We start from the raw sequence: 25485 nt of genomic DNA on the forward strand, positions 1-25485 counted from the left end.
CGACGCCTTCAGTATTGCTGGCGGTAGAAGATATGCGTCCCGTAGGTCGCGGTGCGCGGATAGACGCGCGCCCAGTGCGGGTTGACCCAATCGGCATGGTAATGCGTGGCCCCGGCCGTCAGCGGGCGCGGCGCGTCATCTAGCATGATGCGCGCGATCTGGCCGGCGCGGTTCCAGGCGCGCTGGTCGGTGATGACCTCGGGAATGCCGTCGCACGTGTAGGTGAACTGGCAAGCATAGCGCCGCCCGGTGCCCTGGGTGATGACGCCGCAGACCGTGTCAGGGTAGTTGGCACTGTCGACGCGGTTCAAGATCACCTCGGCAACAGCGTATTGCCCCTCGATGGTCTCGCCACGGGCCTCGAAATAGATGGCTTCCGTCATGCAGCGCCATTGCGCGTCGCCACGCGGTTCGGGCAACGCGTCAAGGTCGCTGCCCGACATCAGGCGGCCGTCGAGGGCATCCTCGCTTGGGCCGATGAAAGGCGCGCCGATCCGGCGCAACCTGTCGCCCGATAAACCCGACAGTGAACTGGTCTCGAGCCCCATCAGCGCGCCCAGACGAACGCCGATCCCGGTATCGACCGGGGGGTTGGAAGTGCTGACCGTGACATCTGCCCATGCCGAGGTCGCAAGCGTCACGGCCGCCGCGCAAAGCGCGACGCAGATCCGACATGCCGTCATCATGTTACCCTTTCCGGGGTCTTTTGCCCCGCTTCGGCCTGCTCAATCCTTGGCCGCGAATCGGGTTCTACCCCTGTCGGCGCAAAGCTCAAAATCGGCACCGGGTCTTGGGGATGACGCCTTGTGGATAACTACAAATAGATTGAGAACAAGAAGATCAGAGCCGTTCCTCATCCAATCTGTGAGGATCTGCCTGCAACTGCCTGTCTTGTATAGACAACTGCGCCGCAGCAAGTTTCGCCACCGGGACCCGGAAGGGCGAGCAGGACACATAGTCGAACCCGGCCTTGCGGCAAAAGGCGATGGCCGAGGGTTGGCCCGCGTGTTCGCCGCAGATCGAGATGATGAGGTCAGGCCGCGCCCGCCTGCCACGATCTGCGCCAAGATGCATCAATTCACCCACCCCGTCGACATCGAGCTGGGTGAACGGATCCTCGGGAAAGACACCCTGTTGCACATAGGCCGACATGAACCGTCCGGCATCGTCGCGCGACAGGCCATAGGTCATCTGGGTCAGATCGTTGGTCCCGAAGGACAAAAACGCCGAATGTTCCGCGATCTCGCCCGCGCGCAGCGCGGCCCGCGGCGTTTCCACCATGACACCGAGGCGATAGGTGAAGTCTTGCCCGGTCTGGGAACGAACCTCGGCCGCGATGGCATCGACCCGGCCCTTGACCAGTTCCACCTCGCGCCGGGCGGACACCAAGGGAATCATGATTTCGGGCACCACAGGCGCGCCCTTGGTCGAGGCCTTGATCGTCGCCTCGAAAATCGCGCGCGCTTGCATTTCGTAAATCTCGGGCACCGTCACCCCAAGCCGGACGCCCCGCATGCCAAGCATCGGGTTGAATTCCTGCAAGCTTTCGATGCGCGCCGCCACCCGGCTGACGGGCAGGTCGAGCGCTTCGGCGAGCGCCCGGATACCGTCGCGGTCGCCCGGCAGGAATTCGTGCAAGGGCGGGTCGAACAGGCGGATCGTCACCGGCTGGCCCTGCATCATCTGGAACAGCTCGATGAAATCGGCCCGCTGCATCGGCAACAGCCGGTCCAGCGCCGCGGCGCGGTCAGCCGGGTTCTCGGCAAAGATCATCTCGCGCATCACGGTCAGGCGGGCGGGGTCGAAGAACATGTGTTCGGTCCGGCACAGCCCGATGCCGTCCACGCCAAACCGCTGCGCCATCGCCGCATCCTCTGGCGTGTCGGCATTGGCACGGATGCCGATGTCGCGCGCCGCATCGGCCCAATCCATCAGGGTGGCAAAGGCGCCCCCCAGCGCGGGCTCCACCATCGCGGGCGCACCCACAAGCACGTCGCCGGTTGAGCCATCGACGGTGATGATATCGCCCTCGTGAAACACCCGGCGCCCCGGCACGGTCAGCGTCTTCTTGCGACCGTCCAGTTGCAGCCGCGTCGCCCCGCTGACGCAAGGCAAGCCAAGGCCACGCGCGATCACGGCGGCATGGCTCGTCATGCCGCCCCGTTCGGTCAGCACGGCCTGCGCCGCATGCATGCCGCGGATATCCTCGGGCGAGGTTTCGCGCCGCACGAGGATGCAGGGCTCGCCCTGCGAGGCCATGGCCTGCGCGGCGCTGGCGGAAAACACGATCTTGCCGGTCGCGGCCCCAGGTGCTGCGGCAATGCCGCGGGTCAGCACATCGCGTGACGCCGTCGGGCTGACCTGCCGGTGCAGAAGCTGGTTGAGCGTAAAGGGCGGGATGCGCAAGATTGCCTCGTCGCTGGTGATGATCCCGTCCTCGGCCAGCGCCACGGTGATCGCCACCTCGGCCCGGCCCGAGCGCGGGCATTTCACCGCGTCGAGGATCGAAAGCTGCCCGTTCATCAGCGTGAACTCGATCTGCATTTCCTCGCGCAGCCGCTCGCGCATCAGCGCGCCCGCAGCCTTCAGGGCCGCGACCTGTTCGGGGGCCACATCTTCGAGCGACTTGCCGCGCGTGTCAGTGACGATGAACTGCGCCTCGCCTTCGGACAGCGCCGCTCGGCCTTGGGCCTGCGGCAGCCAGCGGCCCGTCGCGCGCGCCTCGCCGGTCTCGGGCGAGGCGAATTGCACCACACCCGATCCCGACACGCCCTGCCCGATACCCAGCGCCATTTCCTGTACCAAAAGGCCCAAGCCTGCATCAAGCGGTGCGCCCTGCGCTTGCCTAAGCAGGCGCGCGGTGGTGCCTTCCCAAGCCCGCGCCATGGACCGCAGAACCTCGGCCATCTGTTCAGCCGGGTCTTGCGGAAAGGGCTCGTCCATCTCGGCCTCAAAGGCCGCCTTGGCCAGCCGGGGCGTGATCGGCCCTTCGAACCCGTCGGCATCCAGCCGCAGCACATCGACCGCATAGGCCCGGATGAAGCTGACATAAAGCGCGTCGGCCGCCGAGGGGCCATGCGTCTTGGCCAGATGGGCCGCCTTTTCGTCGTTCATTCCGATGTTGAGGATCGTGCCCGGCCCACCCCAATCAGCCATTTGCGAGGACGACCGCACCGACAAGAGCGCCCCGTCGCCGAAGACGCCCAGCAGCGCGCGGATGTCAGGCATCCGCCCGCCCGCGATAGTGCGCACCGTGTCAAAGCGAAGCGCGACGGTTTTGGGCACGGGCAGATTCAGGCGCAGCAGGCGCTGCAGGCATTTCGCGCGGTTGCCATGCGTCGAGGTGCGGATCTCGGCGGTGGGGGTGATCGTGGTGTAATCGGGCGTGCTCAGCATCTCGGACCCTTGTGCATCTGCAGCATTAGATACAACCATGGCGCGAAGTGTCCAGAGAAACGGCACGTCGCGGCTGGGTCTGCCCGATTTTGCGGCGGATCAGCCCTCCAGTTTGGACAGATCGGCCACCGCGCCGCAGGTTTCCACGATCCGGTGGAGCAGGTTCAGCCGGTTGCGGCGCACGATCTGGTTGTCGGCATTGACCTGCACCGCCTCGAAAAACGCGTCGATGGGGGCGCGGAGGCTGGCCATCTGGGTCATGGCGCCGGCGAAATCCTCGGCCGCGAGCGCGGGTTTGATCGCGGCCTGCGCTTGCGCCAGTGCGTCAAAAAGCGCGCGTTCAGCGTCCGTCTCGGCGAATTTCGGGTCGGCGCCGTAGCGGTATTCGACGCCGTCCTTTTCCTCGGCTTGGGTCAGGATATTGGCCGCGCGGCGGTAGCCCTGCACAAGGTTTTCGCCATCGGGCGTGGCGAGGAAGGCCGCCAGCGCGCGGGCGCGGGCGACGACGAGGAACAGGTCATCGGCGGGCGGTTTGGCAAGGGCTGCGTCGATGATGTCGTGGCGGATGCCCTCGTCGCGGAGGTGGACCTTGAGGCGGTCGTGGAAGAAGGCGAGGAGGTCGGAGGCTAGAGTGTTTAGCGGACGCACTGGGATCAATGTCTGAATTCTGGGGTAGTCGAACATCGTGCCTTTTTCGGTGCTCAAGAAGAAAGAACCCTCCACGAGCTTCTCGGTGACCAAGCCTGCGCCGTCGAAACTCGCGTCTTTTGCGCTGTAAAAGGACAGAAAAACTGAATCATCGGGCAAAGCGGGGTTCCCAGCCTGGAAATAAGCCCAGCAATCTTCTGCGCGCTGCACAGCGATATGGACAAACGAAGCTCGGAGAGGCTGCTCAAGGCCCAACCTGACCCCATTCTCCAACACCATCCGCACCACACCCAGCGCCGCCCGCCGCAGAGCATAGGGGTCCTTCGACCCCGTTGGCTTCTCGTCAATCGCCCAGAATCCCGTCAGCGTGTCGATCTTGTCGGCCAGCGCCACGGCGAGCGACACGGGCGCGGTCGGCACGGCGTCGCCCTGCCCCATCGGCTTCCAGTGGTCGCGGCAGGCATCGGCCACCTCGGGCGCACGGCCAGAGGCCAGCGCATAATACCGCCCCATCACGCCCTGCAATTCGGGAAATTCGCCCACCATTTCCGACCGCAGATCGGCCTTGGCGATCCGCGCGGCCTCCTCCGCCAGATCCGCATCCGCCCCCACCATCGGCGCGATCTCGCGCGCAAGCGCCGCGATCCGCCCGATCCTGTCGGCCTGCGACCCAAGTTTCGCGTGGAAGGTGACATTCGCCAGCCCGTCGAGCCAATCGCCCATCCCTGCCTTTGCCACCCGGAGGTCGTTTTCCCAGAAAAACGCCGCATCCGACAGACGGGCCGACAGAACCTTCTGATTTCCCGCAAGAATCGTCGCGCCATGATCCGCCGTCTCGCGGTTGGCGACGGTGATGAAGCGTTCGATCCGGCCCGTTTTCGGGTTGCGCACCGAAAAGAATTTCTGGTGCTCCTTCATCGACGTCTGCAGCACCTCGGGCGGCAGGTCGAGAAAGCGGTCCTCGATCGTGCCCATCAGCACCACCGGCCATTCCACCAGCCCTGCGACCTCGGCCAGAAGCCCCGGATCGGCAACCAGCTCAAGGCCCGCGGCAAAGGCCATCTGCTCGGCCTCGTGCCGGATATGTTCGGCGCGTTCGCTGGCAGACAAGATCACATGCGCGCGCTTCAGCTTTGCCTCGTAATCCTGGAAACTCGTGACGGAAAATCGCCCCGGCGACATGAAGCGATGCCCCTCGGTCGTGTCGCCCGCGGTGATCCCGTCGACGTCAAAAGCAACGACTTCCGACCCCGTCTCCGACGACAGGACACACAAGATCGACTGCAAGGGACGCACCCAGCGCAAGGACCCCGCCCCCCAGCGCATCGACTTGGGCCATGGGAAATCGCGGATCACCTGAGGCACCAGATCGGCGATGATGTCTGACGCCGCGCGCCCCGGTTTCTCGATGACGGCGAAAAATACCTCGCCCTTCTTGTCAGCCCGCGCCTCAAGCTGATCGCGCCTCACGCCCGCGCCGCGCAAAAAGCCTTCGATGGCGGCCTCGGGCGCATCGGTGCGCGGCCCGCGCCGTTCCTCGCGCGTCGTCGGGCTGTGGGCGGTCAGCCCCTCCACCGTCAGCGTCAGACGGCGCGGCGTGGCAAAGGCCCCGGCGCCGGCATAGGTCAGCCCTGCCTCGACCAGACCGTCGGTCACCAGCCGCTTGAGATCCTCGGCGGCGCGCGCCTGCATGCGGGCGGGAATTTCCTCGGAGAAGAGTTCGAGGAGAAGATCGGGCATGGTCTCAGATCCAGTCAAGGTTGACGCGGGTGACGGGGTATTGGGCGGCGACCGCCTCGCGCAGGGCGGCGAAACGCGGGCGCAGGTCGCGGAACTTGTTCTCGTGGGTTTCGGCCACGGTCAGGCCGACAAACTCGAACAGGCCATGGGCCTGCATGTGTTCGAGCAGCTCCAGCTCGGCCCCCTCGATATCCATCTTGAGAAAGGCGATGCGGCCCGCCTGAGCGGCGACGCTTCGGATCATGTCGGGCAGCGCGATCATGGCCACCTCGATGGTGGCGTCGTCGCGCTCGTCGATGTTGCGGCCACCCGCGATGACGGTCGATTTCACCGATCCGCCCAGCGGGTTATCCTCGAAATTCGCCGCCCGCATCAGGCGCACGGACCCCGCCGTGACGCCCACGGCAACATTGTGGAGCACCACGTTTTCCATCCCCTGCACGCGCTGCGACAACTGCCCGAAGGCGAAGGGATCGGGCTCGAAGGCATGGACCGTCGCGCCGGTCTCGGCCAAGGGCCCCGTGACCGCACCGACATTCGCGCCGCAGTCAAAGACCACATCGCCGGGTTTGAGCATCGACATGATGCCCTGCAACAGACCACGGGCGAATTGCGCCCGCTCGTTGCGCTGCGCGCGGCGCTTGAGCTTCTGGTGGGCGGCCTTCAGGGCGTCGTGTTCGGCCTGCAGGTCGGGCGTGTCGTCACTCATCGAGCGTTCCGTTCAACTGTTGCCACGCAAAGGCGCGGCCATCGGGGTAAACCGCGATGATCCGGTCGACGCCGCGCGCGATCTCGTGGGTCGCCAGCACCGCCTGCGCCGCGCCCTCTTCCAGCGCGGCACCAATGTCGGCGGCGCTGTAGCAGTCGAACCAGGCGGGCGCGACCAGCGGCGTCGGATCGGTGGCGGGCGCGGCGCGGTCGACCAGCCGTGCGGCCAGATCGGGGCCGATGTTGAAGCAGGCCCGGAAGCGGAGCGGCGATGTCTCGGCGTCGATGGCCTGCGCGCCGATCAGTTGCAGGTTGACGGTCTCGCCATCGGCCATCGTCACGGGCAGGGCATTGAGCGGAACGGTGTCGTAATAGGCGCGGGTCTGGGCGTACCACATGCCCGCGGCGAACAGCGCCGTGACGCCGAGGATGGCCACGACAACCCAACGCCCGGAGGTCATGCCACGGCCCCCTCGGGCACCCAGCCGCCCGCCGCCGTTTGCACGAAAGCATCCGCGCAGAGCTTGGCCAGCGTGCGCACCCGCCCGATATAGGCCTGCCGTTCCGTCACCGAGATGACGCCGCGCGCGTCGAGCAGGTTGAACAGGTGGCTCGCCTTGATGCACTGGTCATAGGCCGGGTGCACCATGATGATCCGCTTGGCCGTCTTGGGGTCATCGGGCGTGGCGTCGAGCAGGCGGCGGCATTCGGCCTCGGCATCCTCGAAATGCTGCAGCAGGTTTTCGGTCGAGGCCGCATCGAAGTTGTGGCGGGAATATTCCTCCTCCGTCTGGCGAAAGATGTCGCCGTAGCTGAGCGGGATGGGTGCTGCGGGGTCGTTGAAGGGCATGTCCATCACGTGATCCACGCCCAGCACATACATCGCCAACCGCTCCAGCCCGTAGGTCAGCTCGCCCGAGACGGGATGGCAATCATGCCCGCCGACCTGCTGGAAATAGGTGAATTGCGACACTTCCATGCCGTCGCACCACACCTCCCAGCCCAAGCCCCATGCGCCCAGCGTCGGGCTTTCCCAGTCATCCTCGACAAAGCGGATGTCGTGCAGGCCCATGTCGATCCCGATGGCTTCCAGACTGCCAAGGTACAGCGCCTGAAGATCGGGCGGCGAGGGTTTGATGATGACCTGATACTGGTAGTAATGCTGCAACCGGTTGGGGTTTTCACCGTAGCGCCCGTCGGTCGGGCGGCGCGACGGCTGGACATAAGCCGCGGCCCAAGCGCGCGTGCCAAGACTGCGCAGCGTGGTCGCGGGGTGAAAGGTGCCCGCCCCCACCTCCATGTCATAGGGCTGCAAGATCGCGCAGCCCTGCGCGGCCCAGTAGGCTTGCAGGCGCAGGATGATTTCCTGAAAACTCCGCGGGGTCTGGGTCATGGCGTGCACCGGATCTTTCTGGCAAGGGGCCGGGTCTCTCTAGTGTCACAGGTCGGGGCGGTCAACGCGGACCCTGCGCCAAGCGCCTTGCGGTCACGGGTTTTTCTGGTGCAATCAGACGTGGCTTTGTTAACGTCTGGGCCGAATGGGGCTTGCGCACCCATGCGCGGCATTTAAACCGGCTGACCAAGGGAATTTGACCAAGATGCGACTTAACGGATTTCGCGGGCTGCTGGCCCTGATGCTGACCGCCACACTGGCACTGGCCCTGTTCTGGCCCGGTGCGGCGCGCGCGCAGCAAGGTGTCTTCATCCAGATCGAAAGCCATGCCTCGCTGACCGAGGCCGAAAGCCGCGCGCGCGCCTATGCGCAACTAGTGCCGAATGTGAACGCCTTCCGCGCGCAGACCGGGCTTTATGCCGTGTCGCTCGGGCCCTATGCGCCCGCCGATGCGCAGACCCTGCTAAGCCAATTGCTGGCGCAGGGCCTTGTGCCGCGCGACAGTTTCGTGGTCACGGGCACGCCCTATGTGGCGCAGGTCTACCCGATCGGCGCCAACGCGCTTGCCGCCCCCGCACAGCCGGTCACGGGCGGGGCCGAGGCGCCGGTGATCGAACAGACCGCCCTGCCCGATGCCTCTGCGCAACCCGGCACAGCCCCCGTCCTGACCGCGCCCGAGGCGACCATCGTCCTTGCCCCCGAAGAGCCCGAGGAAACCCTGCAACAGGCCCGCAACAGCGAGGCGCAACTTGACCGCGCGGGCCGCGACGCGCTGCAGATCGCGCTGCAATGGTTCGGCTTTTACAATTCTGCCATCGACGGCGCATTCGGCCCCGGCACACGCAACGCCATGTCGGCTTGGCAACAAGACCGCGGGCTGGACCCCACGGGCGTTCTGACGACACGCCAGCGCGAGCAACTTCTTGGGGAATATCAGGGCGAACTGGCGTCTCTTGGCATGCAGACCATCCGCGACGAACGCGCGGGCATCCAGATCGACCTGCCGCTCGCCATGGTGCGGCAGGGCGACTACAATTTCCCCTTCGCCCAGTTTGACCAGATCAACGACAGCGCCGTGCAGATCCTGCTCATCAGCCAGCCCGGCGACCGCAACACGCTGTTTGGCCTGTATGAAATCATGCAGACGCTGGAAATCGTGCCGCTTGAGGGCGCGCGAGAGCGGCAGGGCGACCGGTTCGTGCTGACCGGCCAGTCCGACACCTTGCGCAGCCATACCGAGGCGCGGCTGGTGGGCGGTGCTGTCAAGGGCTTCACGCTGGTCTGGCCGCCCGAGCGCGATGATCAGATCGCCCGCGTCCTGCCGATGATGCAGCAAAGCTTCACCGCGCTCGATGGCGCGTTGGACCCCGGCGCGATCCCCGCGGGCCTCGAGGAGAATATCGACATGGTCTCGGGTCTCGAGGTGCGCCAGCCCGATCTGGTGCGCTCGGGCTTTTACATCGACGCCCAAGGCTCGGTCCTGACCACGACCGAGGCGGTTGCGGGCCAATGCGCGCAGGTGCTGATCGACAATGCCTACGAGGCCGAGGTGTCCTATCGCGATGACGCTTTGGGACTGGCCGTGCTGCGCCCGCGCCAGCGGCTGGCGCCGATGGCCTTCGCCGAGATGGCGTCAAGCCCCGGGCGCCTGCGGTCCGATGTGGGCGTGGCGGGCTTTCCCTTTGACGGTGCGCTGTCCTCGGCCTCGATGGCCTTCGGCACGCTGGCCGATCTGCGCGGGATGAACGGCGAGGAAACCATCCAGCGCCTTGCGCTCGACACCGCCGACAGCGAGGCGGGCGGGCCGGTGTTCGACCTGACCGGCACGGTTGTGGGAATGGTCCTGCCCGGCGCCACCGAGGCGCGCGCCTTGCCCGCCGATGTGACGCTGGCGTTGCGCGCGGACCAGTTGGGGGCTGCCTTGGCGGCGGCAGGGCTGACGCCCACCATCTCCACCCGCACCACCACCATGAGCCGCGAGCGGCTGGCCCGGCTGGGGGCCGACATGACGGTGACGGTCACCTGCTGGAACTGAATGTTCCACCCCCTAGGCCATCTCAGGCCGGGCGGAACACCAGCGACACCCCGTTGAGACAATGCCTCAGCCCGGTGGGCTGGGGGCCGTCGTCGAAGATATGCCCCAGATGGCTGCCGCAGCGGCGGCAATGGCATTCCGTGCGGGTGGTGAAGAAGCTGCGGTCTTCCATCGTGCCGATGGCACCCGGCAGCACGTCCCAGAAGCTGGGCCAGCCGGTGCCGCTGTCGTATTTCGCCTCCGAAGAATAGAGCGGCAGATCGCAGCCCCGGCACTGATAGAGCCCCGCCCGCGTCTCGGCGTCGAGGGGGCTGGTGCCTGCCCGTTCCGTCGCACCTTGCCGCATCACAGCATATTCATCGGCGCTCAGCATCGCACGCCATTCGGCATCCGTGCGCGTGAACTCGAACGGGCCTTGGGCGATGGCGGCATCGGCGCGGCGCGCGGCCAGCGGCAAGGCGGCCATCACGGCAAGCGCGGCTGTCAGGGTCTGGCGGCGGGTGGGCATGGGTGGGATCCTTTCTGAGGGGCACGCTCAAGGCGGAAAAGAGGCCGGGCGGTCGGATCGACAGGCGGGGGGATGGGGACCCCTGTTGCCCGGGGCGCAGGGAAATGCACCCCCGCCCGGCAGATGCGGCCGGCCCCTGATCTGGGATGGGGCGGGGCCGACCGCGCACCACGGGCAGGGCGCAAGAGCCTGCCCGTGGTATCGTTTGGGGTTACATTGCGTCGGGCAAAAGCACCGTGTCGATCACATGGATCACGCCGTTCGACTGGTCGACATCGGCAATGGTCACGGTCGCCATGCGGCCCTGTTCATCCTCGATCATCACCCGACCGTTCACCATGCGCGCGGTAAAGGTGCAGCCGCCGACGGTCTCGATGGGATGCGCGCCACCCGAGGCGCGGATCATGCCGACGATATCGCTCGAGAACGCCTCGGCGGCGACAACATGGCAGGTCAGGATCTCGACCAAACGGTCGCGGTTGCGCGGCTCGAGCAGGGCCGCGACCTGATCTTGCGGCAGAGCGGCAAAGGCGTCGTTGACCGGCGCGAAAACGGTGAAGGGGCCTTCGCCCGCCAGCGTGTCGACAAGGCCCGCGGCCTGCACGGCGGCCACCAGCGTGGTGTGATCGGCGGAATTGACCGCGTTCTCGACGATGTTGCGCTCGGGGAACATCGGCGCGCCGCCCACCATGGGCACGTTTTGCGCGATGGCCGCGCCTGCGATCAGCGTGGCGAGGGCTGCGGCGGTCAGTTTGGTCTTGGTCATGGGATAGCTCCGTCTGTTGGTGTCTGCGTCCCGTCCCCCTGTGTCGGGGGAGGATGCAGACAGCCACGCAAGCCGGGCGGCAGGGGTTTCAGCGCAACACGAAAAATCCGGTCACAGCTTCGTGAGCGGTGTTCACAGCGCAACCAGCGCGCCGAGCGCAAGGATCGCGCCCGTCGGCTGGCCCGTGGGCGACCCACCCGGCGGCTCGTCCGAGATCGCGATGGCCGCCCCCACGCCAAACAGCGCCGCGACATCGGCCTCGGGCGTCAGCGTGGTCAACGGCTCTTCGCCAAGCACCCCCAGCGAGATCGGCGGCGTGGCCTCGTCGAGCACCAGCCAGACCTCCTGCGCCCGGCCCTCGCTCGGCCCGCCGGCCACGCGCAGCACCTGCAAAGCGCCACCGGGCTCGCGGGTGATAGCAAGGCCAAGGCCCGATCCCTCGACAGGCAAAAGATGCGTCATCAAGATCGTGCCGGGCGGAATGCCCTCGGCGGGCTTGTCCACCTCGGGTCGCTCGCCGGGCCGCTCGACCATGGGCAGCACGGCAACGCCCACCGCCACAGCGGCCACAGCCCCGCTCAACGCGGAAACCCCGCGCCAAAACGCCACCCGGTCCCACAGCGGCGCGCGGGCGGGGGCGGGTGTGCCCGACAGCCGGTCCATGATGGCCGCCTCCAGCCGGGCGGGCGGGGTCACGGGGGCAACCTCGGCGTCGGCCATGCTGGCAAACCGCGCCTGCCAATCCGTCACCAGCCGCGCCAGCACCGGGTCGTCCCGCAACTGCGCCTCGAAGGCCGCGCGCTCGGACGCCTCAAGCAGACCCAGCGCGTATTCCGCCGCGCGGGCCTCCAACTCGGGCATCTGGTCATCAGGCCGGTCGGTCATCGCGACAGGCACTCCTTCAGGGTCAAGAGGCTGCGGCGCAGCCATGTCTTCATCGTGTTGAGCGGCACCGCATGCCGCGTGGCCAGATCCTGATAGGACTGGCCCTCCAGATAGGCGCCCCTGACCGCATCGGCGCGGTCGGCGGGCAATTCGTCAAGACAGGCCGTGATGCGCCGCGCCTCGCTGGCCGCGATGGCGCTGGCCTCGGGCGTCGGTCCGGGGGCGGCCATCGGAGCAACATCCTCAAGCGCCGCCGTCGCGGGCCCCGCCGCGCGCAGCCGGTCGATGGCATGATTGCGCGCCACCGTGATCAACCATGTCATCGGGCTATGGCCGGTCACGCGGTATCGGTCGGCACGGTTCCAGATCTTGACATACACCTCCTGCAACGCCTCCTCGGCCCGGGCCCGGTCTACCAAGACACGCAGGCAGATGCCGAAGAGTTTCGCGGAGGTTGCACGGTAGAGGGCGGAAAACGCCTCACGATCGCGCAGCGCGACGCGGGCGATCAGGGTCTCGAGATGATCGCGATCAGACATCGCAGCGCAGCGCATCAGGCATAGGGGTTGATACCGCGCCCCGCGCCGGCTTGGCCAGCCCGGTTTTTATCCCTTCCCCTTGCAGCCTCCGGCGATATGTTGCATGCCCGGACGCAGCGCGATTACCCCCAAACAGACCCCGAGGATCTCATGGCAGACGGCAGCTTGAGCATGGACGCGAAACCGACAGAAGAGATCTCGGTGCGCGAGGTGTTCGGCATCGACACCGACATGAAGGTCAAGGGGTTCGCCGACCGCTCCGACCGCGTGCCCGAGGTCGACAGCACCTACAAGTTCGACCCCGACACCACGATGGCGATCCTGGCGGGCTTTGGCTACAACCGCCGCGTGATGATCCAAGGCTATCACGGCACCGGCAAGTCGACCCATATCGAACAGGTCGCCGCCCGCCTGAACTGGCCCGCCGTGCGCGTGAACCTCGACAGCCACATCAGCCGGATCGACCTGATCGGCAAGGATGCGATCAAGCTGCGCGACGGCATGCAGGTGACCGAATTCCACGAGGGCATCCTGCCCTGGGCTCTGCGCAATCCCGTCGCCATCGTCTTCGACGAATACGATGCAGGCCGCGCCGACGTGATGTTCGTGATCCAGCGCGTTCTGGAACATGACGGCAAGCTGACGCTGCTCGATCAAAACGAGATCATCACGCCGCACAAGTATTTCCGCCTGTTCGCCACCGCCAACACCGTGGGTCTGGGTGACACGACCGGTCTTTACCACGGCGTGCAGCAGATCAACCAGGCGCAGATGGACCGTTGGTCGCTGGTCGCCACGCTGAACTACCTCAGCCATGACGCAGAAAGCGCCATCGTTCTCGCCAAGAACCCCCATTACAACACCGAAAAAGGCCGCCGCCACGTCAGCCAGATGGTCACCGTGGCCGATCTGACGCGCACCGCCTTCATGAACGGGGAACTTTCCACCGTGATGAGCCCGCGCACGGTCATCACATGGGCCCAGAACGCCGAGATTTTCCGCGACGTGGGCTATGCGTTCAGGCTGTCCTTCCTCAACAAATGCGACGAGCTGGAGCGGCAGACGGTCGCCGAATTCTACCAGCGCTGCTTTGACGAGGAATTGCCGGAAAGTGCCGCGAGCATGTCGCTGGGCTGATCTTCCTCCATCAGAACCAGACAGAATGAAAGCTGCGATCCCGTATGGGACGCGGCTTTTTTGATTGGTGTCATGCCGCCTGCGACGTAAAAGCGGCGTTAACGAATGTTAACCAAAGGTTAATTTTTGCCTCGACACCCGCTGCACCTGCCGCCATTCAGGGGGCATGACCTTTGCTGTTTTTCGCCCGATCCCTTCGTTCCTTGCCCTTGTTTTCATGGGTATACTTACCTTTTCTCCCCTGCAGGCCACGGCCAGCAGCGACAGCCCGCCCTGCGTTGTGGTGCGCGTGGTCGATGGCGACACGGTCGATATGGACTGTCTCGGCGAAGGCCGCTTTCGCGCTCGGCTGACGGGCTATGACACGCCCGAAACCCATCGCCCCGGTTGCGCCAATGAAGCGCTTTTGGGTCAAGCCGCCACACGGCGATTGCGTGCGCTGGTCGCCGACGCCCGCCAGATCGAGGCGCGTCTTGGGCGCTGGGACCGCTGCGAGCGGCGGCTGGTGCAGCTATCCATCGACGGGCGCGACGTGGGCGCGCGGTTGATCGCCGAGGGGCTGGCCCTGCCTTATGACGGCGGCAGGCGGCCCGATTGGTGCGCAAGGCTGCGCTGAGCGCCCGTTGACCCCGCCACGGCGCCGGTCCATCGTCGCGCCATCATGACATATCCTACCCCTGACGACATCACCGCCGCCGCCGCCCTGATCACAGGCCGTGTGCGGCACACCCCAATCCTCAAGGTCGAGGGCGCGGCGCTTGGCCTGCCTTGCCCCGTCACGTTCAAGCTGGAACACACGCAGGTCACGGGCAGCTTCAAGGTGCGCGGCGCCTTCAACACCATGCTGTCCAAGGGCGTGCCGCCTGCGGGCGTCGTCGCGGCCTCGGGTGGCAACCACGGCGCGGCGGTGGCCTATGCGGCGACCGAACTGGGGCACCGCTCTGTCATCTTCGTGCCCAAGGCCATCGCCAAGGAGGAAAAACTCCGCCGGATGCGGATGTTCGGGGGCGAGGTGATCCTGACCGACGGCGCGGTCGAGGACTGCATGGCCGCCTATGCCGATCATGCGACCAAGACCGGCGCGCTGTCGGTCCACCCCTACGACACCTTTCCGACGCTGGCGGGACAAGGCACCGTGGCGCGCGAGATCGAGGACCAGATGGCCCAATCCGATCTGGGCGGCATCGACACCATCCTTGTGTCCACCGGAGGCGGCGGGCTGATCGCGGGCGTCGCCGCATGGTTCCGCGACCGCGTCCGCGTCATCTCGGTGGAAACCGAGGGGACAAACACGTTGGCGCGGTCCTTGCGCGAGGGCCCGGATATCAGCGTGCAGGCCACGGGTATTGCCGCCAGTTCGCTCGGTGGCCCGCGACTGGGCGTGATGTCCTACGAGGTAGCGAAGGCGCATGTGGACCAAGCCATCGTGCTGCCCGACGCGGCGGTGTTCGACGCCGCGAAGCGCCTGTGGGAGGGCACCCGCCTTGTGGGTGAGCCGGGCAGCGCGGTGGCCTTGGCGGCCCTGACCTCGGGCGCCTATGTCCCCGGAAAGGACGAACGCGTCTGCGTCTTGCTGTGCGGCGGCAATGCGGAACCGGATTGGTTCGTCTGATGAGGCGGGCCGCACCCCTTGTCGCGCTGATGCTGCTGGCAAGCCCGGGGCAGGCACAGGATGACGCCTTCACACGCCAGATGGACGCGGCGCTTGCCCCCGCGGGCGACAGCGCGCCCTTCCTGCGCTGTACCGGCTTTTTCCAGGCGTTCCGGGTTCTTGCCGGTGTCGAGTCCGAGCCGGGCGCGGCGGCGCTGGAGCGGGAACTGGACCTTGCCGTGATGTCCACCCTCCTGCGCCAGCAAGAGACCGGCGCCGAGGAGACGGCGGTGATGGACGAGATCCGCCCCCTGATCGAGGCGGCATCGGCGCTCTATGTCGACCGGATCGTCGCCAATGAAGCGGCCACCGGTATGGTGATGGATGACGGGCTGATGGACACGCTGGAGGCCTGCTCGGAGCTGCGGTTGCAATTCCTTGATGCCATGGAAAGTTTGTCCGAATGATCCGCGCCACGGGTGCCCTCTTTGCCCTTACCCTGCCCGCCGCTGCCCAGACGTTGAGTGGACCGGAATCCGACACCCTGCCCCGGCTGATCGCAAGCGCCTGTTTTGACCTTATAGAGGACAGCAATGGCTGCGAGACCGTGATCTTGCTCGCCTCCGAGACGGAACCGGACACCGCCGACCTGCTCGTTCTGACCGACAGGCGCACGGACCCGGCCGGCGCGCCCCTGCTGGTCGCGCGCGGAATCGTGTTCAACGGCCCGCTCTGGGGCATGTCGCCCTGGCTCGAACAGGCCGAGAATGGATCGCTGCTGGTCCAGTCCGAACAGACCGGCATCGGGCGATTTCCGTGGACCCAGACCCTGACTTTGGCGTGGCGCGACGGGGAATTTGTCGTCGCGGGCTACACGAGATCAGCCTATGACCGGATCACGGCCTCAAGCGCCGGGTGTGACGTGAACCTGTTGACGGGCGACTATGTCATCGAGGCACTGGGCGGTGGCGTGGACAACCAGCCCGAGTCGGTGCTTGTCGACCGGACCGGACGCGGCGCGCCCATGGTGCTGCCTGCAACCGCCTGGACCATCGAAACGCCCTCACCCGCCGCCTGCGAAGAGGCCTTTACGGTGCTCTACGGAGGCTGATGCCGCGCGGCGACAGCCCCTTGCCCTCCCCCGCCCTTCGCGCCACATTCCGCCCATGGCAAAGCACCCCACTGACAACCCGGCCGACCCGTTCAAGAAGGCGCTCGCGGATGCGACGCGCGTGCTGGCGGATGATCCTGACCTCGCGGTGACCTATACGGTCGATCCGCCCGGCATTTCCGGCGACAGCGTTCGGCTGCCCCAGATCAGCCGCCGCATGACCCGCGACGAGGTGCTGCTGGCGCGCGGCACGGCCGACGCGCTGGCGCTGCGCCACCGCTACCACGACACCGGTACGGCGGCGCGCTATGCGCCTCCCGGCGCGATGGCGCGCGACCTGATGGACGCGATGGAGATCGCGCGCTGCGAAGCGGTCGGCGCGCGCTACATGCCGGGGACCGCGGGCAACATCGACGCCAAGATCGGGCATGAGGCGCGGCGCAAGGGCTATGGCGAGATCCGCGATCCGGCCGATGCGCCGCTGGCGACGGCTGCGGGCTACCTGATCCGGCATCTGGCCACGGGCCGTGCCCTGCCGCCCGAGGCCGCCAACGTGATGGAGTTGTGGCGCGGCTTCATCGAAGACCGCTGCGACGGCACGCTGGAGGATCTGGGCCGCGTCCTGACCGATCAGGCGGCCTTTGCCCGTTTCGCACGGCGCATGATCGACGATCTGGGCTATGGCGACCAATTGGGCGACGACCCCGACCAGATGGACGAAGACGGCGAGGACGAGGCGTCTGAGGATCAAGACGATCAGCCTGACAGCACCGGCGAGGATGACAGCGAGGACGAGGACGCCGAGGCCAATCCCGAACGCAGCCAGGACCAGCAGCAAGACCAATCCCAGGCCCAGGTCCAGATGGACGACCAAGGCGACATGGAAGAGGCCGAGGAACAGGAGATGCCCGACGGCGACGCGCCGCAGGAGCCGCCGCCCATCCCGCCCCATTCCGATGCCGACCCGGCCTATGTGGTCTTCACCACCGCCCATGACGAAGAAATCGCCGCCGAAGATCTGGCCGAGGCGCAGGAATTGGAACGGCTGCGCGCCTATCTCGACCAGCAGCTTGAGCCGCTGAAGGGTGCTGTGTCGCGTCTGGCCAACAAGCTTCAGCGCCGGTTGCAGGCGCAGCAGAACCGGGCGTGGGAGTTCGATCTGGAGGAAGGCACGCTGGATGCCGGACGGCTGGCGCGCGTGGTGGCAAACCCGACCACGCCCCTGTCCTTCAAGATCGAGAAGGACACCGAGTTCCGCGACACGGTGGTGACGCTTTTGCTGGACAATTCCGGCTCGATGCGCGGGCGCCCGATCTCCATCGCCGCGATCTGCGCCGATGTACTGGCGCGCACGCTGGAACGCTGCGGGGTCAAGGTCGAGATCCTTGGCTTCACCACGCGGGCCTGGAAAGGCGGCAAGGCGCGCGAGGAATGGCTGGCGCAGGGAAGGCCCACCGGGCCGGGGCGGCTGAACGACCTGCGCCACATCGTCTACAAGAGCGCCGATGCGCCCTGGCGGCGGGTGCGCGACAATCTGGGCCTGATGATGAAAGAAGGGCTCTTGAAGGAAAACATCGACGGCGAGGCGCTGGAATGGGCGCATCGGCGGATGGTGAACCGACGCGAGGCGCGCAAGATCTTGATGGTCATCTCGGATGGCGCGCCGGTGGATGACAGCACGCTGAGCGTGAACCCGGCCAATTACCTTGAGAAACACCTGCGCGACGTCATCGCCATGGTCGAGCGGCGGCGCGCGGTGGAATTGCTCGCCATCGGCATCGGCCATGACGTGACGCGCTATTACAGCCGCGCGGTGACCATCACCGATGCCGAGCAATTGGCGGGCGCCATCACCGAGCAATTGGCGAGCCTGTTCGACAGCGATCCGCGGGCGCGGGCGCGGGTGATGGGGATGCGGCGGGCGGGTTGAGGCGTTTTGCCGCCTGCGCGGCAACCGGCCGGAAAACGCAACGTTTTCCGCGCGCGTCATGCCAGCGCCGCGCCTCTGGAAGTGCGCCCGCAGTGCATATTTGTGAAAGATGAAGGGGAAAGCGGTGTTCCAGGATTTCGAGGTCAGGACACACCCCGGTGACGGGGTGCCGCGGCTGGCGGCGCTGCGCGATGTGATGGCACAGGCCGCGCTGGACGGGTTTCTGGTGCCGCGCGCCGACCGGTTCCAGGGGGAATACGTGGCGCCTTGTGACGATCGGCTGTCGTGGCTGACGGGGTTTACCGGCTCGGCGGGGTTTGCGGCGGTGCTGGAGGAGCGCGCGGGCGTCTTCGTCGACGGGCGCTACCGGGTGCAGGTCAAGACGCAGGTGGACCTTGCGGCCTATACTCCCGTGGATTGGCCGGAGACCAAGCTGGCCGATTGGCTGCGCGCAGCCTTGCCGGAGGGCGGGAGGGTCGGTTTCGATGCTTGGCTGCACACGGTCGAAGAGGTCGCGGCCCTGCGCACCGCGCTGGAGGGATCGGAGGTGGCGCTTGAGCAAAGTGCGAACCTCGTCGACCGGATCTGGACGGACCGGCCCGGCCCGCCCACGGGACCTGTCGAGATCTTTCCCGATGCCATCGCAGGGCGCAGCGCCGCGCAAAAGCGTACGGTTTGCGCCGAGGCGTTGCGCAAGGCAAGGCACGGGGCGGCGGTGCTGACCCTTCCTGACGGGATCAACTGGCTGCTCAACATCCGCGGCCGTGACATTCCCCGCAATCCCGTCGTTCAGGCCACTGCGATCCTTTACGATGATGGTGTCGTGCTTCTGTTCTTGGATGAGGCGCGGGTCGGCCCCGAGATCAAGGCGCATCTGGGGCCCGAAGTGCAGGTCGAGGACCCCGCGAGCTTTTCGGCGGCGCTGGCCGGGCTGACGGGCCGGGTGCGGGTCGATCGCGCCTCGGCCCCTCAGGCGGTGCTGGATATCCTCGAGGCGGCGGGCACGGAGATTGTCTTTGACCGCGACCCCACGGTGATGCCCAAGGCGCGCAAGACCGGGGCAGAGATCGCCGCCACACGCGCGGCCCATCTGCGCGACGGGGCTGCGATGGTGCGCTTTCTGGCATGGCTCGACGCCGAGGCGCCGAAGGGCGGGTTGACCGAGATCGACGTGGTGACGCGTCTGGAGGGGTTTCGCCGCGACACCAACCAGCTGCGCGACATCTCCTTCGAGACGATCTGCGGCGCGGGGCCGAACGGGGCCATCGTGCATTACCGCGTGAGCGAAGAGACCAACCGCCCCGTGCGTCCGGGCGAGCTGCTGCTGGTGGACAGTGGCGGGCAATATGGCGACGGGACCACCGACGTCACCCGGACCATCGCGGTGGGGGATGTGAGCCAGGACGCGCGCGAGGCCTTTACCCAGGTGTTGCAGGGTATGATCGCCATCCATCGCGCGCGCTTTCCGAAGGGGGTGGCGGGCGCGCATCTGGACGCGCTTGCGCGCGCGCCGCTTTGGGCCGCAGGGCGGGATTTCGACCATGGCACCGGGCATGGCGTGGGCGTCTACCTGTCAGTCCACGAGGGGCCGCAACGGCTCAGCCGGGTGTCGACCGTGGCGCTGGAGCCCGGCATGATCTTGTCGAACGAGCCGGGCTATTACCGCGAGGGTGCGTTTGGCATCCGCATCGAGAACCTGATCGTGGTGCGCGAGGCCGAGGCCCTGCCGGGCGGCGACGCACATCGCGCGCAGCTGGATTTCGAGACGCTGACCTTCGTGCCGATCGACCGGCGGCTGGTGCTGTCCGCGCTGCTGGCCCCATGGGAGCGCGACTGGCTGAACGCCTATCATGCGCAGGTGCTGGAACGGATCGGCCCGCTTGTGGAGGGCGCAGACCTCGCGTGGTTGACCGCCGCCTGCGCGCCAATCTGACATCAACATGTCACATGCCCTTGGCAACCGGGACAGGGCACCCCTAGAAGGGGCAACAGGAAAAGGGAGGGACCGTGCATGGCCGACCATATCAAGATCCGAAAGGCGCCCGGAACATGGGTGGTTCGCGCCGGTGGCGCGGTGCTGGGCGAAAGCGCCAATGCGCTGGAACTGACAGAGGGCGACTATCGCCCGGCGATCTATTTCCCGCGCGAAGACATCGGCATGGCCTTTCTCGAGCGGACGGCAAGCTCGACCAAATGCCCGTGGAAGGGCACGGCCACCTATTTTACGGTCTCAACAGCGGCGGGCGATCTGCCCGATGCAGCCTGGTCCTATGAGAACCCAACCGAGGGCGTGGCGGCGATCAAGGATCACATTTCCTTCTACACCGACCGGGTGACGGTCGAGCAGCTCTAGCCTTACGGGGCCAGCAGCGCCGACAGATCGCCCATCAGAAGGAGCCTTTGGAAGCTTTCGACGGGGCGGTTGCGAAACACCTGTTCGGCAAAGTCGCGCGGCTGGCTGCGCCTGAGGGTGACGCTCGCGGGCGCGCCGGGATGGGCTGTGATCGTGACCGGCCCGTCGAACAGGGCCGCAAGGGGCTGGCCCGTGATCGGGCTGTTGACGGAGTGCCATCTGTCTGACAGGCGCATGGCAAGCCTCTCGGCCGTGACGGTATCGGCCACGCCGATCACCAGAAGTCCGGTTTCCTCCGCGCCCTGCGCAAGATCGGCCACCAAAAGGTCGCGCCCGTTGACACCCAGCAGGGCGAGGGCATGGACAAGCCCGCCCGCCCCATCGGCCGCGGCATCCAGACCGTTCAGCAGCGCGTCAAGGCCGGGATGCTCGGCCAGCATCGGCCCCACAGCTGAAATGGCCGCCTCGAGGATCGGTGTGGCGGGGGCATGGAGGACCAGCCCTTCGGATACGAGAAACCGCGTCGACTGGCCAAGGGGGCCGCCGAACGGGTTTGCAGGCTCGCGCCTTGCAAGGTCGATGGAGAAATCCGCACCGCGCGCGAGCCTTACGGCATCGCCTTGCCGACCGGTGATGTCATGGCCGTTGGCGACAAGCGTCGTCACCATCCGCGCGGCCGCACCCGGCGCGATCCATAGACGCGTCAACCGCTCGGGTGACCGGCTGACGGTCAGGATCGGGCCAAGATCCCCCAGCACAAGCCCGGTCGCGGCCGCGAAGGCGTCGGGCGCGCTCAGGAGCGTTGCCGTGGCCATCTCGCCCGGCAGGCTGCGCGACAGGGCCAAGGCCTCCGGCGGTGCCGACACGGCACCATGCAGCGCCTGAAGGGCGACGACCGCCCCCAACGCGCCGGGATCGCCGAATTCGATTTGCAAGGGCACCGGACCTTCGAGCGCGATCGCGCCCTGCGGCACCGCGCCAAGCGCCGCGCGCATCCCGGCGGATGGCGTGTCAGCCCCGGCGATCCCCGGCCAGAGCAGAAGGCACAAGGCAAACGGGATCATCACCCGGCGGTGCAAAGCGACTGTCATGAGAGCAGCATGGTGTCTTCGCGCCGCCCGGGCAAGCGCGTTGCGGGCATTCAGCTGTGTTCCTCGGCCGCGGTGGCCGCGAGCGCGCGGTTGTAGGCCTTGAGCGCATCGACATGGAACAGCGCGCCCTCCAGCGCGGGTGGGCCATCGCCCGGCGCCAGTTGCACCACCGGCACGAAATCAAGGCCCGTGCGCTCGAAGATCGGCAGGGCGCGTTCGAGCGTGGCGTTGGTATCGGTGTAGATCCCCTGCTCGATCAGCGTCAGCAAACGGTCATGGGGCGCGGCATTCTCGTGATCCATCGGCCGCATCACCTTGCCGACCCGGAACATCGCCAGCAAATAGGCCTGCGGACCGGCCGCCAGATGGATGTTGCGCCGTTCCAGTTGCGTCAGGAAGAAGGAGCGGTCAACCAGCCGCGAGGACAGCGCGGTCGACATCGACACAGCGACCATCACGGCAAGACCCGTCTGCCAGTCGCCCGTCAGCTCGAACACGATCAGCGTGGTGGAGATCGGCGCGCCCAGCACCGCGGCCGCGACCGCCCCCATGCCCGCCAGAGCGTAAAGCGTCCCCTCGCCCGAATTGTCGGGGAAAACGCTCGTGGCGACGATCCCGAAGGCGAGCCCCGTCATCGCCCCGATCATCAGCGAAGGCGAAAAGATGCCGCCCCCCATGCGCCCGCCGATAGTGATGGCGACGGCGATGACCTTGAGGATGGTAAAGACCACCGCCTCCCACAACAAGAGCTCGCCGGTCAGCGCGGCCTCGGTCGTCTGGTAGCCGACGCCAATGATATGGGGAAACCAGATCGCCAGCGCCCCCAGCAACAGCCCCGCAAAGGCCGGGCGCAGCCAACGCGGCAGGCCGGTCAGGCGTTGCACCAGATTGCCCATATCCTCGGCCCAGAACACGGTGCGCATGAAGACCGTGGCGACCAGCCCGCACAAGAGCCCGAGGATCAGGAACGCGGGCAATTCGGCGTAGAATTGCAACGCCCCGTCCCCGCCAAGGGTGTATTCCGTGACCCCCCCGAACTCGAGCCGATTGATGACCGTGCCCGCGACACTGGCGATGGCGATCGGCGCAAAGGCATGGACCGCGGAATGGCGCAGCACCACCTCGAGCGCGAAGAGCGCGCCGGCAATGGGCGCGTTGAAACTGGCCGAGACGGCAGCGGCGACCGCGCAGCCCATCAGGTCGCGCGCTGTGATGCCATCGGCCTTGATCTTGCCGCTGACCCAGCTTGAGATCACGGCGGCAAGGTGCACCACCGGCCCCTCCCGCCCCGAGGATCCGCCCGATCCCAGCGTGATCATCGACGCCAGCGCCGAGGCAAGTCCCGCCCTGTGCTCCACCCGCCCATCGGCGAGCGCCGCGCCCTCGATCACATCGGCCACCGACCGGGCCCGGCCATCGGGCGTGAACCAGTGCAGGATCAAACCCACGACCAGCCCGCCGCAAACCGGGATGAGCAAGATCAGATACCAAGGCAGGCTCTCGGCAAAGGAATGCAACAGCCGCACATCCTCCACGCCGTACAAAGTCTCCTGCAGCCAGTTGATCCCCTTGCGGAAGAAGAGTGCGGCAAAGCCCGCGGCAATCCCGATCAGAAGGGCGATCAGCCAGAACTGGATCTGTGTCGGCCCTTTGTGGCGCAGCACGTCCAAGCCGCGGCGCAGGCTCTGCGACGCCTCGGTCGTCAGATCCTTCATAAGTCCGCGCCCAAAGTTGATCACACCCACACCTCTCGCCACGAAGCCGCCGCGCCCTGCTGCACGCGGTCCCGACCGGGGTGTCCCCGGTGTAGGCGCTAGCTTGGCCTTAGAAAAGCCCAACCGGGATCACGAAAGACACCTGCAACCTGCAAGCCTTGCAAGCTTGCGGGATCCTCAGACCTTTTCTTGTTTCGGAAGATGCCTCAGCCGGGGGCTGCATTTACGCCGTTTCACCCGCAGGCTTAGCCCGCCAAAAGGGCGCGCGCCGCCTCGCGGGCGGCTTCGGTCACGGTGTCGCCCGCCAGCATGCGGGCCACCTCGTCGACGCGCGCGCCCGCGTCCAGCGGCACCACTCGGCTCAGCGTCAGGCCATCCTCGACCTGCTTGGCCACGCGCCAGTGATGCGCGCCGAGCGCCGCGACCTGTGGGGAATGGGTGACGACCAGAACCTGCCCGCCTTCGGCCAGCGCCTTGAGCCTGCGCCCCACCGCATCCGCCGTGGCCCCGCCCACACCGCGGTCGATCTCGTCGAAGATCATTGTCAGCCCGCTGTCATCGCCCGTCAGGCAGACCTTGAGCGCAAGCAAAAACCGCGACAATTCCCCGCCCGAGGCGATCTTGTTGAGCGGTCCCGCGGGCGCGCCGGGGTTGGTGGCGACGGTGAAGGTGACGGTATCGGCGCCGTCAGGTCCCGGCGGGGCGTCCTCGAACACGGTGGAGAACACGGCGCGTTCCATCTTGAGCGGGGCAAGTTCGGCCGCCATGGCCGCATCCAGCCGCTGTGCTGCCACCCGCCGTGCCGCGCGCAGCGCCAGCGCCGCAGCATCATAGGTGGCGGCCGCCGCATCGGCGGTGGCCTTCAGCCCCGCAATCTCGCCCGCGCCGCCATCGAGCCGCGCCAACCGCCCGCGCAGATCCTCGGCCAGACCGGCCAGATCATCAGGCTGGACCGCATGCTTGCGCGCCAGTCCGCGCAGGGCGAAAAGGCGATCCTCGGTCTCTTCGAGCTCGGCCGGGTTGAAGGCCAGCGCCTCGGCGAAGCGCTCCACGCCCGATTGCGCCTCGCCCAGTTCCACCAGAGCGCGTTCCAGCGCCGAAAGGGCGGCATCCAGCCCACCCTCCGCCCGGTCGGCCACACCGTCGAGCCAGCGCCGCGCATCGCCCATCGCGCCCTCGGCCCCGTCGAGCCCCAGCGCTGCAGCGGCGCGCGCCACATCCTCGCGCATCCGGGCCGCGCCTTGCATCAGGCGACGCCGGATATCGAGTGCATCCTCCTCGCCCGGTTGCGGGTCGAGTTTGTCGAGTTCGGCGACGGCGTGGCGCAAGAAATCCTCTTCGGCGCGCATCTCGGCCAGCCGCGCCTCGGCGGATTCCAGCGCCCTGAGCGCTGCGCGCCGTTCGGACCAGGCCGCCCGGGTCGCCGCCACCAGATCCCCGAGCGCGCCGAACTGATCCAGCATGGCCCGGTGTTGCCGGGGATCGAGAAGGCCACGGTCGTCTTGCTGCCCGTGCAGTTCCACCAGCGTATCGGACAGCGCGCGCAGCACCTCTCCACTGGCGCGGCGGTCGTTGACCCAAGCCGTCTTTCGCCCCTCGGGCGTGTTCACGCGGCGCAAGATCAATTCATCTTCGACTGGAAAGCCGGCCTCGGCCAACACGGCGCGGGCGGGATGGCCGGGCGACAGGTGGAACTCAGCCACCACCTCGCCCTGATCGGCACCGCTGCGCACGAGATCGGCGCGCCCGCGCCAGCCCAGCACGAAGCCGAGCGCATCGAGCAGGATCGACTTGCCCGCCCCGGTCTCGCCTGTCAGCACGTTGAGGCCCGGCTGGAAGGCAAGCTCCAGCCGGTCGATGATGAGCATGTTCCGGATGTCGAGATGACGCAGCATGGCGCCGGTGTCCCTCAGGCCCCGCGCCCCGTCAAGGGCGCGCG

General features: G+C 67.0%; 22 protein-coding genes. 9 read left to right on the top strand and 13 right to left on the bottom strand.

Annotation, left to right across the window (positions count from 1 at the left end; translation table 11 throughout):
* Window positions 1-8 precede the first annotated feature (8 nt).
* The 6 genes from C7455_RS09795 to C7455_RS09820 form a co-directional block, all read right to left on the bottom strand.
* Window positions 9-686 carry a cell wall hydrolase gene (locus C7455_RS09795; protein WP_245904285.1) on the bottom strand — a complete coding sequence of 226 codons (678 nt, stop codon included), beginning with the start codon at window positions 684-686 and terminating at the stop codon, window positions 9-11.
* A gap of 154 nt (window positions 687-840) precedes the next feature.
* Window positions 841-3396, bottom strand: a complete 2556-nt coding sequence (locus C7455_RS09800; RefSeq protein ID WP_109667758.1) for a putative PEP-binding protein — start codon at window positions 3394-3396, stop codon at window positions 841-843.
* A gap of 99 nt (window positions 3397-3495) precedes the next feature.
* Window positions 3496-5784, bottom strand: a complete 2289-nt coding sequence (gene glyS, locus C7455_RS09805; protein ID WP_109667759.1) for a glycine--tRNA ligase subunit beta — start codon at window positions 5782-5784, stop codon at window positions 3496-3498.
* Window positions 5785-5788: 4 nt separating this feature from the next.
* Window positions 5789-6493: an FkbM family methyltransferase gene (locus tag C7455_RS09810; protein ID WP_109667761.1), complete on the bottom strand. Its 705-nt coding sequence runs from the start codon at window positions 6491-6493 to the stop codon at window positions 5789-5791.
* Complete coding sequence (locus tag C7455_RS09815; RefSeq protein ID WP_146199973.1) at window positions 6486-6953, bottom strand: DUF6446 family protein; 468 nt, start codon at window positions 6951-6953, stop codon at window positions 6486-6488. The genes C7455_RS09810 and C7455_RS09815 overlap by 8 nt, the downstream gene beginning before the upstream one ends.
* Window positions 6950-7885 (bottom strand): glycine--tRNA ligase subunit alpha, encoded by a 936-nt coding sequence (locus C7455_RS09820; RefSeq protein WP_109667765.1) that lies wholly within the window; start codon window positions 7883-7885, stop codon window positions 6950-6952. Before C7455_RS09820 ends, C7455_RS09815 begins: the two co-directional genes overlap by 4 nt.
* Before the next feature lie 205 nt (window positions 7886-8090).
* On the opposite strand from C7455_RS09820, the gene C7455_RS09825 reads away from it, so the two are divergent.
* On the top strand, window positions 8091-9920 hold the full coding sequence (locus C7455_RS09825) for a serine protease (RefSeq protein WP_170119050.1): 1830 nt from the start codon (window positions 8091-8093) through the stop codon (window positions 9918-9920).
* 22 nt (window positions 9921-9942) lie between these two features.
* Here the strand turns inward: C7455_RS09825 and msrB are convergent, their stop codons facing one another.
* The 4 genes from msrB to C7455_RS09845 form a co-directional block, all read right to left on the bottom strand.
* A complete protein-coding gene (gene msrB / locus C7455_RS09830) occupies window positions 9943-10386 on the bottom strand; it encodes a peptide-methionine (R)-S-oxide reductase MsrB (RefSeq protein ID WP_109668166.1) in 444 nt (147 codons plus the stop codon).
* A gap of 253 nt (window positions 10387-10639) precedes the next feature.
* Window positions 10640-11194, bottom strand: coding sequence for a fasciclin domain-containing protein (locus tag C7455_RS09835; protein WP_109667768.1), 555 nt, complete (start codon window positions 11192-11194; stop codon window positions 10640-10642).
* A 132-nt stretch (window positions 11195-11326) separates the two neighbouring features.
* On the bottom strand, window positions 11327-12079 hold the full coding sequence (locus C7455_RS09840; protein ID WP_170119051.1) for an anti-sigma factor: 753 nt from the start codon (window positions 12077-12079) through the stop codon (window positions 11327-11329).
* Window positions 12076-12618, bottom strand: coding sequence for a sigma-70 family RNA polymerase sigma factor (locus C7455_RS09845; RefSeq protein WP_109668168.1), 543 nt, complete (start codon window positions 12616-12618; stop codon window positions 12076-12078). The genes C7455_RS09840 and C7455_RS09845 overlap by 4 nt, the downstream gene beginning before the upstream one ends.
* 150 nt (window positions 12619-12768) lie before the next feature.
* Between C7455_RS09845 and cobS the strand changes: the two genes are divergently transcribed.
* The 8 genes from cobS to C7455_RS09885 all read left to right on the top strand — a co-directional run bounded on the left by cobS (window position 12769) and on the right by C7455_RS09885 (window position 20740).
* Complete coding sequence (gene cobS / locus C7455_RS09850) at window positions 12769-13755, top strand: cobaltochelatase subunit CobS (protein WP_109668170.1); 987 nt, start codon at window positions 12769-12771, stop codon at window positions 13753-13755.
* Window positions 13756-13921: 166 nt separating this feature from the next.
* On the top strand, window positions 13922-14371 hold the full coding sequence (locus tag C7455_RS09855; RefSeq protein WP_211315473.1) for a thermonuclease family protein: 450 nt from the start codon (window positions 13922-13924) through the stop codon (window positions 14369-14371).
* Window positions 14372-14416: 45 nt separating this feature from the next.
* Window positions 14417-15367, top strand: coding sequence for a threonine/serine dehydratase (locus C7455_RS09860; RefSeq protein ID WP_109667771.1), 951 nt, complete (start codon window positions 14417-14419; stop codon window positions 15365-15367).
* A complete protein-coding gene (locus tag C7455_RS09865) occupies window positions 15367-15813 on the top strand; it encodes a hypothetical protein (RefSeq protein WP_109667773.1) in 447 nt (148 codons plus the stop codon). The genes C7455_RS09860 and C7455_RS09865 overlap by 1 nt, the downstream gene beginning before the upstream one ends.
* Window positions 15810-16457, top strand: coding sequence for a hypothetical protein (locus C7455_RS09870; protein WP_109667775.1), 648 nt, complete (start codon window positions 15810-15812; stop codon window positions 16455-16457). The genes C7455_RS09865 and C7455_RS09870 overlap by 4 nt, the downstream gene beginning before the upstream one ends.
* 55 nt (window positions 16458-16512) lie before the next feature.
* Window positions 16513-18387: a cobaltochelatase subunit CobT gene (gene cobT / locus C7455_RS09875; protein WP_109667776.1), complete on the top strand. Its 1875-nt coding sequence runs from the start codon at window positions 16513-16515 to the stop codon at window positions 18385-18387.
* A gap of 124 nt (window positions 18388-18511) precedes the next feature.
* A complete protein-coding gene (locus tag C7455_RS09880) occupies window positions 18512-20320 on the top strand; it encodes an aminopeptidase P family protein (RefSeq protein WP_170119059.1) in 1809 nt (602 codons plus the stop codon).
* 78 nt (window positions 20321-20398) lie between these two features.
* Window positions 20399-20740: a DUF427 domain-containing protein gene (locus C7455_RS09885; RefSeq protein WP_109667780.1), complete on the top strand. Its 342-nt coding sequence runs from the start codon at window positions 20399-20401 to the stop codon at window positions 20738-20740.
* Window positions 20741-20742: 2 nt separating this feature from the next.
* Here C7455_RS09885 and C7455_RS09890 read toward each other — a convergent pair whose 3' ends face one another.
* The 3 genes from C7455_RS09890 to recN form a co-directional block, all read right to left on the bottom strand.
* Window positions 20743-21831, bottom strand: coding sequence for a hypothetical protein (locus tag C7455_RS09890; protein ID WP_146199974.1), 1089 nt, complete (start codon window positions 21829-21831; stop codon window positions 20743-20745).
* A gap of 50 nt (window positions 21832-21881) precedes the next feature.
* The gene (locus tag C7455_RS09895) at window positions 21882-23546 is read right to left on the bottom strand and encodes a chloride channel protein (protein WP_109667784.1); all 1665 of its coding nucleotides are present in this window, start codon (window positions 23544-23546) and stop codon (window positions 21882-21884) included.
* 245 nt (window positions 23547-23791) lie between these two features.
* A complete protein-coding gene (recN, locus tag C7455_RS09900; RefSeq protein WP_109667785.1) occupies window positions 23792-25441 on the bottom strand; it encodes a DNA repair protein RecN in 1650 nt (549 codons plus the stop codon).
* Window positions 25442-25485 lie beyond the last annotated feature (44 nt).

The sequence above is a fragment of the Roseicyclus mahoneyensis genome, from assembly GCF_003148775.1.
GTDB classification, from domain to species: Bacteria; Pseudomonadota; Alphaproteobacteria; order Rhodobacterales; family Rhodobacteraceae; genus Roseicyclus; species Roseicyclus mahoneyensis.